The following is an 8,712-nucleotide window of genomic DNA, read 5'->3' as shown; positions in this document are numbered from 1 at the left end:
ATATGCTAAATAAGTATATTCACAGGACTTAGTTCTATGGAACAATTATCGTTATAAAGTTTCAATTTTATAGTGTCTGTATTTTAGTTATTTGCTATTTTTAAGCCTCCTATTCTCATTGAATGGCATCAATCCATTAATGACCACGTATTTCTGCATTGTCTCTCCTAAAGTAATTTATCTTCTTGGATTTAATTGCTTCTTTGATTTCGCTTGTTTCTTTTCAATTCATCACTTCTAACACCTCGCGACTTCCTTTTCAACTTACCTATAAAAAGTTGGATTTTAGGTTTCTTATTGCCGATTTATTCTATTTATAGGGTTTGTAGTGTGTGAGTATTAAATGACAGCAAGCAACATAGACGAATAAGGAAGTGAGAATAAAATGACAACGGAATATGCCAATACGAAGATTGATTTTGTTTATTTATCAGAGCCAGACATGATTGCAGCTGGCGTGACCGATATGGCGCAATGCGTAGACACCATGGACGATATGTTTAAGTTGCTATACAGCGGTGACTATCGTATGGCTGGCCCTAATAATGACTCTCATGGCGCCATGATGATGTTCCCTGATGAATCTCCGTTTCCTAACATGCCAAAAAACACAGCCGATCGACGCTTTATGGCGATGCCTGCTTATCTAGGCGGTAGTTTTCAAACGACGGGTGTCAAATGGTACGGCTCAAATACAGAAAATAGAGGTAAAGGACTGCCACGCTCTATTCTTACCTTTATGCTAAATGATACTGACACTGGCGCGCCGTTGGCTTTGATGTCAGCAAACTTATTATCAGCGCATCGTACAGGGGCTATTTCTGGTGTAGGTGCAAGATACTTAGCTAAGAAAGACAGCAAAGTAGTAGGAATCTTAGGACCTGGAGTCATGGCTAAAACAGCACTAAGTGCGTTGGTTGTGACGTGTCCTCAAATTGATACCTTAAAAATTAAGGGCCGAGGCCAAAAAAGTTTAAACAAGTTTATAGACTGGGTAACTGAAGCGCATCCACAGATCAACGTGCAAATTGTCGATGAATTAGAAGACTTGGTTCGTGGCTCGGATATCGTGACTTATTGTGCTTCAAGTGTCGTTGGTGATGCGGCAACGTATCCCATCATTAAGAAAGAATGGTTAAAGCCTGGCGTATTCATGGCGATGCCAGCGGCTTGTAATATTGATGATGCGCTCGCTACCTCTGATGTCAGAAAAGTTTTGGATTGTACTGGATTATACGAAGCTTGGTTTGAGGAGTCAGACCATAAGCCTGCTCACAATTATGTGCCAATCATTGGTGTAAAATTCATGGATATGGTTGATGAAGGTGTCATAAAAAAAGAAGACATCGAAGACTTAGCCAAAATTATCAGCGGTGATGCACCTGCACGCCAAAATGACGATGAGATTATTATCTTGTCTGTTGGCGGTTTGCCTATCGAAGATGTGGCTTGGGCGACCGTTGTATATCGCAATGCGATTGAAAAAGGTATTGGTGTAAAGCTTAACTTATGGGACACCCCAGTTCTATGTTAAGTAGTGCTATTTAACTAAGCTTATTTATTTCAGGCTATTAACTTATGTACGTAGCCTGACAGCGTTATAACTTTATAACTTTCGATAAGTTATAAATTATGTTTCAACTACCTTCAACTGAGAGAGTGACAATGACGAAAATTACTAAATTAAAGACAGGTTCAGCACTAGAAGAGCACAGCAGTTATTCACGTCTAGTATGTGTGGATAATTGGATTTTTGTTTCTAACACAGCAGGCCGTTGCCCTGAAACCAAAGAAATCCCAGACGATTTGAAAGAACAGACTCTGCAGGTATTTGCCAATATTGAACGGGCGCTAAAAGCAGTGGATGCGTCATTAGCAGATGTAGTGATGTCTCGTGTTTTCATTCAAGATCCAAAAAATACGATGGATATTATGGAAATAGTCGGAGAGAAGTTTAGAGGTGTTGATCCTGCTACTACTGTGAGCTGCCCACCGTTGGGTTCTGATATCTACAAAGTAGAGATAGAAGTGACTGCGTATAAAGGCGCCTCAACCGCAGAAACAGCTACCATCAATATTGGCCAATCATAAGCCATAAGGAGTACGGTTCCAATGGCACCTATCATAAAACCGATTATCAATCCTGCGACCAGTCTGCCGCATGCTACTACTGTGGTCATCATTGGTGGCGGCATTGTGGGATTAACCGCTGCCTTAACACTTGCTGAACGCAATGTACCGGTTGTGGTATTAGAAAAAGGAAGAATCGCAGGTGAGCAGTCCTCTCGTAATTTAGGATGGATTCGAAAAACCAATCGTCTTTCTGATGATGTGCCTTTGGCGCTAGCCTCTGACAAATTATGGGCAGAGATGTCCAAAAGAGTAGGTGCTGATGTAGGGTATAGTCAGTCTGGTATTTTATTTATTGGTAGAACACCTGCTGAAATAGCAGGGTATGAGAGTTGGCATAACTCTATACAGTCATTAAACCTTGATTCACGTATGGTCACGGCCAAGCAGATTGACCAGCTCGTGCCAAACGGTCGCGGCAAATGGGCAGGCGGGATTTATACGGCATCTGATGGACGCGCAGAGCCGACATTGGCATCAAGTGCGATTGCCAATGCTGCCATTGCCAAAGGTGCTGTCATCATCGAAAACTGTGCTGTCAGGACGCTAGCTACCAAAGGTGGGCGTGTGTCTGGCGTTATTACTGAACAAGGTGAGATTCTTTGCCAAGAGGTACTGTTAGCGGGCGGGATTTGGTCGCGTAGATTCTTAGGTAATTTGGGCGTCAGCTTACCGACATTACCAACGATATGCTCGGTGTTGAAAACCAAGCCAATGGATATTAAATTTGATCCCTCTGTAGGCGCACCAGACTTTTCATTCAGAAAACATAGAGATGGCGGTTATATTATTTCGCAAAGAGGTAAGTTAGATGCGCCATTAACCATAGATCATTTGTTGCTAGGGTTAAAGTTTTTGCCTGCCCTAAAAGTACAGCACAAATTCTTAAAAATTGGCTTAGGTAAATATTTTTGGGATGATTTGCGTCTAGCACGTAAATGGAAAGCGGACAGTGTATCGCCCTTTGAAAAGGTTCGAGCCATGAACCCACTGTCAAATGAGGTGTTGACGGGTAATGCCCTAGACAATTTACGTGCCTCTTGGTCAGGTTTTGAAAATGCAGAAATTGAAACACAATGGGCTGGTGTGATTGATATAACGCCAGATTCTAACCCTGTCATAGATCGTATTGAGAAAATCCCAGGTTTGACTATTGCGACTGGATTTTCAGGTCATGGGTTTGGTACGTCTCCTGCCGCCGGTCAGCTTGCTGCCGATAAGGTTATGCAAAGTGACACACCTTTAATTGCCCCAACACCTTACCGATTTTCACGCTTTTAAAGTGTTTTTATTTATGTCACACATGGATGAGACATAAGTAGAAAACATTTCTTTAACCAAGTAAAGCTATCGACTGTCATTTCAAAACGAATGACAGCATAAGTACATCATCATTAATAAGGGTTCTATAAAAAGGAGTTTTACCCGATGAATACTGCTACTCGCCAAGAGCATGATCTAATTGGCTATCGTGACGTGCCAGCTGATGCCTACTATGGCATCCAAACTTTACGTGCTTTTGAAAACTTCACCGTTAGTGGTGTGCGTTTGCATCAGTTTTCCACGTTTGTTAGAGCGCTGGCCACTGTAAAAAAGGCGGCGGCAATCGCGAACAACAAAGTTGATGTACTCGATGAACGTATTAAAGACGCTATCGTCGCTGCCTGTGATGATATAATCGATAACAAATATCATGACCAGTTTATCGTTGATATGTTTCAAGGCGGTGCAGGCACGTCAACCAATATGAATGCTAATGAAGTCATCGCCAATAGAGCATTGGAAATCTTAGGCTATCAAAAAGGCGACTATCAGCACGTCCATCCAAATAATGATGTCAATCTTTCACAATCGACCAACGATGTCTATCCGACGGCGATGAAAGTCGCTTTGGATGATTACTGTACGCGCTTGTTACAAAAGATGAAGGTGCTACACGACAGTTTCATAAGTAAAAGTATTGAGCTTGCTGATGAATTAAAAATGGGTCGGACGCACCTACAAGATGCAGTGCCTATGACCGCCGGTCAAGAGTTCAAGGCTTTTGCAACGATGATCAAAAAAGAGATGGATCGTATAGAATCTAGTCGTGTGTTATTTCACGAAATTAATATGGGTGGTACAGCGATTGGTACGGGATTAAATGCACCTGTTGGCTATTCAGAGCTGTGCACACAAACACTAGGAGAGCTTACAGGTAGGCCTTATTATATCGCCGAAGATTTGATTGAAGCCACACAAGACACGAGTCCTTATGTGGCGTTGTCCGGCAACTTACGCTTACTCGCTGCACGATTATCAAAAATTGCCAATGATTTGCGCTTACAGACGTCTGGTCCGCGGGCAGGTCTGGCTCAATACCGTCTGCCAGAAATGCAGCCTGGTAGCTCGATCATGCCAGGTAAGGTAAACCCAGTAATCCCTGAGGTAGTCAATCAAGCTTGCTTTCATGTGATGGGGGTAGACAATGCTATCGCTATGGCCTCTGAAAGCGGTCAGCTACAGCTGAATGTATTTGAACCTGTCATGGCATTCAATTTATTTACGGGCATGAGCATGCTGTCAAATGTTTGTGAGGTTTTCGCAACTCGTTGTATCGATGGCCTTATGATGAATAATGAGGCTTGCCGTGTTGAGGTATTTAATAATATAGGCTTGGTCACTGCACTAAACCCGCATTTAGGTTATGAGTCTTCGTCTTATGTGGCTAAGAAAGCGCAAGAAACGGGCGGCAGTGTTTACGACATTGTTTTAGGTGAAAAGCTAATGAACAAAGAGACTTTAGACTTTGTCTTATCTCCTGCCAATATGGTTTATCCAAAAGTGAAATTGATGCTTTAGTGTTAGTTTTACTTTGAGTTAACAGAAAGGTCGTATTCGCATTTGCTAATACGGCTTTTCGTTGTCTGATGATTGAGTCGTTAGAGTAGATCAAAAGTTACTACATCTTTTACGCTCAAAGTGATTTAAATAGATGTAGACAGCAAAGAGAATCTAGCAGCCTAGTTTGATTTTTAGAGCTAAGGTTGTATTACCCAGTAAACTATAAACATTAAGGATTAGCATTATGCGGCAGTTAAGTACCCAAGACACAGATTTTGAGCAGCAACTTTCTACCTTGCTTGCTTTTGAAACCGTCAATGATGCCGACTTACTAAAGACAGTAGATGACATCATTGCTCAAGTCAGACTTGATGGTGATAGTGTGGTACTGGCATTAACTCAAAAGTTCGATCAACATCCAGCCAAATCGATGAATGAGCTTGAGCTGTCTAAAGCGTCTTTGGCCGAAGCGTTTGACACATTAGATGATGAAGCAAAGACTGCACTGACCACTGCGACCATAAGAGTAAAAGACTTTCATCAAAACCAAGTACAAGAAACATGGCAGTATGAGGATGAGCTGGGCAATCGACTAGGACAAAAGGTCACACCGCTTGATCGAGTTGGTATCTATGTGCCAGGTGGCCTAGCATCTTATCCCTCATCAGTCTTGATGAATGCCATTCCTGCTAAAGTTGCTGGGGTTAAAGAAGTGATTATGGTCGTGCCAGCACCTAAAGGTGTGCTCAATCAACTGGTCTTAGCAGCTGCGCACTTAGCAGAAGTTGATCGAGTATTCACGATAGGCGGGACGCAGGCAGTTGCAGCATTAGCTTATGGCACAAAGACTATTCCGCAAGTGGATAAAATTACAGGTCCTGGTAATAAGTTTGTGGCCGCTGCCAAGCGTGCGGTTTTTGGTCAAGTGGGCATTGATATGATTGCAGGGCCGTCAGAGGTGCTTGTCTATGCGGAAGGTGAAGCGGATGACCGTGCTGATTGGTTAGCGATGGACTTATTGTCTCAAGCGGAACATGATCGTGTGGCTCAAGCTATTTTTGTGACAACCTGTCCTAAACAGCTTGAGGAGGTGGCGATTGAGATTGAGAGGGCGTTGAATGATCTACCAAAAGCTGATATCGCCAAAGAATCACTACAACACCGTGGTGCATTAGTGCTAGTGAAAAATCGTAGTGAGGGTATGGCCGTTATAAATCGTGTTGCCCCTGAGCATTTAGAGTTATCTGTCAACAATCCAGATGTGCTACTTAATGACGTTCGTCATGCAGGCGCTATCTTTATGGGTCGTCATACACCTGAAGCCATTGGGGACTATTGTGCAGGGCCTAATCATGTGTTACCAACATCAGGAACGGCAAGATTCTCATCCCCGTTAGGTGTTTATGATTTCCAGAAGAAGTCATCATTAATCTATTGCAGTGAAAGCGGTAGCAAACCGCTAGCTGAGGCTGCTGACATTTTGGCAACACGTGAAGATTTAGATGCGCACGCTCGTTCAGCACGTTATCGTTATAAGTAGGATGTTTATACTTCAAGATTAATATTATTGTTATCTGTAGCGCAAATCCAGTCAATACAACATTCATATAGATATCAGTACCTTTAGCAGTACATAACCATAGTGTTAGTAGTTATCATACTTTAATTACTATAAGGGTCAAAGTATCAAGATAGTATCAAGAAATTAATCGTCTCAGTACACTTATATGAAATTTAGACAACAAAAAACCCTCACAAGTTAATACCTGTGAGGGTTTGAATTTGGTGGGCCCAGTAGGATTTGAACCTACGACCAAAGGATAATGAGTCATTGTTTTTACAACAATAATACACAATACTTATCAATAAATATTAATGCTACCCCTTGAATTTTATAGGTTTGAGATGAGTGATGATTTTATCTGTCAACAAATAGATACGATATATCTATCAACAAATCTAAAGTATCAAAAAAACAGTATTAGCAGTTCTTTGAAAAGTAAGGAGCTACAAATGGAACTTTTAAGTGATGAACAGTAGAGGACTAATCTTTCATTCAAAGTATCAAAAAAGCGTACCCACATTGTAAGCACGCTCACATCCCAATATTAAAAATCTTATCTAGATAAAAACATGAAATCGATAAAATATTTCAAGCTATGAAATCTAAAGGTTAAAAGGTTTGTTCGTACTAAAAGTATAAGAGGTTGGTTATAATTAGTACTGCACTGAAAAGCTGATGCTAGAGTCTTCCCAAGCGTTGTTGTAAGACTAGCTAAGGTCTTGACATAGTCGGACTGTGCCTAATTCTGTGTAATTTTAGCGATCATCATCCCTAATATTTGAATGTTCAACAAACCCTATAATATCTTCATGAATTAATGTTAGTGCCTTTCAAACATCTTATACATACAACTTTGAGTTTGCAGTCCTATTGAAACTACTCCGTTTATTTAAGGTACGTTTATATTTTGCAAACCTGATACAATCTAAGCAGCGTTATAGGCAAACGGCAATATCAACATGAATATTATGTGATGTGCATAATACTCATATGAGTAATCCTAGAAATACGCCCAGAGATTATTAATTTTACTAATTAAAATCTATTCAATAGCGATCACTTTTTGCATTTCATTTTGATGCCCAAAATTAGCATCGGTTAAGTCTTCAGAGTTACTTTTTTTCTCTGTTTGGTCTACTATTTTGGCACCCACCAAGTCACCAACGACATTGCCAAAGGTGAAGATCATATCAACCAAAATATTAATACCTGCGGTGAGCGCAACGATTTCGATGGGCAATCCCGCTTGAGTAAAGACGATAGACATACCAATCAACCCCGCACCGGGCACGCCAGCAGTCCCAATCGCGGCCATGGTACCAATGATAACAATGGTAGCCAATTCGGGTACCGACAGTGACATGCCCATGATTTCTGCTGCAAAGATAACAGCGACACCAAAACGTAATGCTGTACCATTCATGTTTATGGTAGCGCCAATCGGTAGCGTAAGTTTTGCGACGCGTTCCCCAATACCTGCTTTTTCTGCACATTCAATGGTAATAGGTAGAGTGCTGAGGCTACTACTAGTTACAAATGAAGTAAAAGCAGCTTCTTTGATGTTCTTATAGAACTGAATAACTTTCACACCGAATACTTTCAGCATTAATGGGAACACAGCGCCAACTAGTATAATGACACCAAGGTATGAAGTGCCAATAAACTTACCTAGTGCAATAACAACGTCTAACCCTTGCGTACCAAACGTATTGGCAGTGATACCCAGTACACCAATAGGTGCGTATAGTAGAATGCCACTTAGTATTTTAGAGACCACTTCGTTACAAGCTTCGAGCATTTTGAATAAAAAATTGCCCATCTCTTGTTGCTTTTCATCTGTTGAATGGCGCATAAATAAAATAGCCAACCCAGAGATAACAGCGACAAATACGACAGCGAGAATGTCACCTTGAGCAAAAGCATTGAAAATATTACTTGGTACCATGTTTAGTAAGGTGTCGATGAAAGACGGGCGTGCAGGAGTATCCATAGACACTGCTGTGGGTAGTGAAAAGCCTTCACCAGGATTGGTCATTTTGGCTAAAAGAATACCAACTACTACAGCGATACCAGTTGAGACGATATAAAAGGGGAATATTTTTAATCCTATACGACCTAACTCTTTAGGGTTCGAGTGGTTGACTGCTACCATCAGTGAAAAAAGAACAAGGGGTATAACTACCATTTTTAATAAG

At 41.2% G+C, this 8,712-nt stretch carries 6 protein-coding genes; 5 read left to right on the top strand and 1 reads right to left on the bottom strand.

Annotation, left to right across the window (positions count from 1 at the left end; genetic code table 11):
- Positions 1-385: 385 nt before the first annotated feature.
- The 5 genes from ACT3QQ_RS13090 to hisD all read left to right on the top strand — a co-directional run bounded on the left by ACT3QQ_RS13090 (position 386) and on the right by hisD (position 6,493).
- On the top strand, positions 386-1,534 hold the full coding sequence (locus ACT3QQ_RS13090) for a tyramine oxidase subunit B (RefSeq protein WP_444520859.1): 1,149 nt from the start codon (positions 386-388) through the stop codon (positions 1,532-1,534).
- Positions 1,535-1,665: 131 nt separating this feature from the next.
- Positions 1,666-2,091 carry a RidA family protein gene (locus ACT3QQ_RS13085; protein ID WP_444523506.1) on the top strand — a complete coding sequence of 142 codons (426 nt, stop codon included), beginning with the start codon at positions 1,666-1,668 and terminating at the stop codon, positions 2,089-2,091.
- A gap of 21 nt (positions 2,092-2,112) precedes the next feature.
- On the top strand, positions 2,113-3,411 hold the full coding sequence (locus ACT3QQ_RS13080) for an NAD(P)/FAD-dependent oxidoreductase (protein WP_444528329.1): 1,299 nt from the start codon (positions 2,113-2,115) through the stop codon (positions 3,409-3,411).
- A 147-nt stretch (positions 3,412-3,558) separates the two neighbouring features.
- A complete protein-coding gene (locus ACT3QQ_RS13075; protein ID WP_444528328.1) occupies positions 3,559-4,971 on the top strand; it encodes an aspartate ammonia-lyase in 1,413 nt (470 codons plus the stop codon).
- Between the two features lie 226 nt (positions 4,972-5,197).
- Entirely contained in the window at positions 5,198-6,493 is a 1,296-nt protein-coding gene (hisD, locus tag ACT3QQ_RS13070) for a histidinol dehydrogenase (RefSeq protein ID WP_444528327.1), read from the top strand.
- A 1,066-nt stretch (positions 6,494-7,559) separates the two neighbouring features.
- On the opposite strand, the gene ACT3QQ_RS13065 is transcribed toward hisD, so the two are convergent.
- Positions 7,560-8,712 (bottom strand): dicarboxylate/amino acid:cation symporter (locus tag ACT3QQ_RS13065; protein WP_444528326.1); only part of this gene is annotated, 1,153 nt, incomplete at its 5' end.

This window comes from Psychrobacter sp. AOP7-A1-24 (assembly GCF_052376235.1).
GTDB lineage: Bacteria > Pseudomonadota > Gammaproteobacteria > Pseudomonadales > Moraxellaceae > Psychrobacter.
Note: the sequence above shows the minus strand (reverse complement) of the source record. Positions and strands in the feature narration are given on the sequence as shown.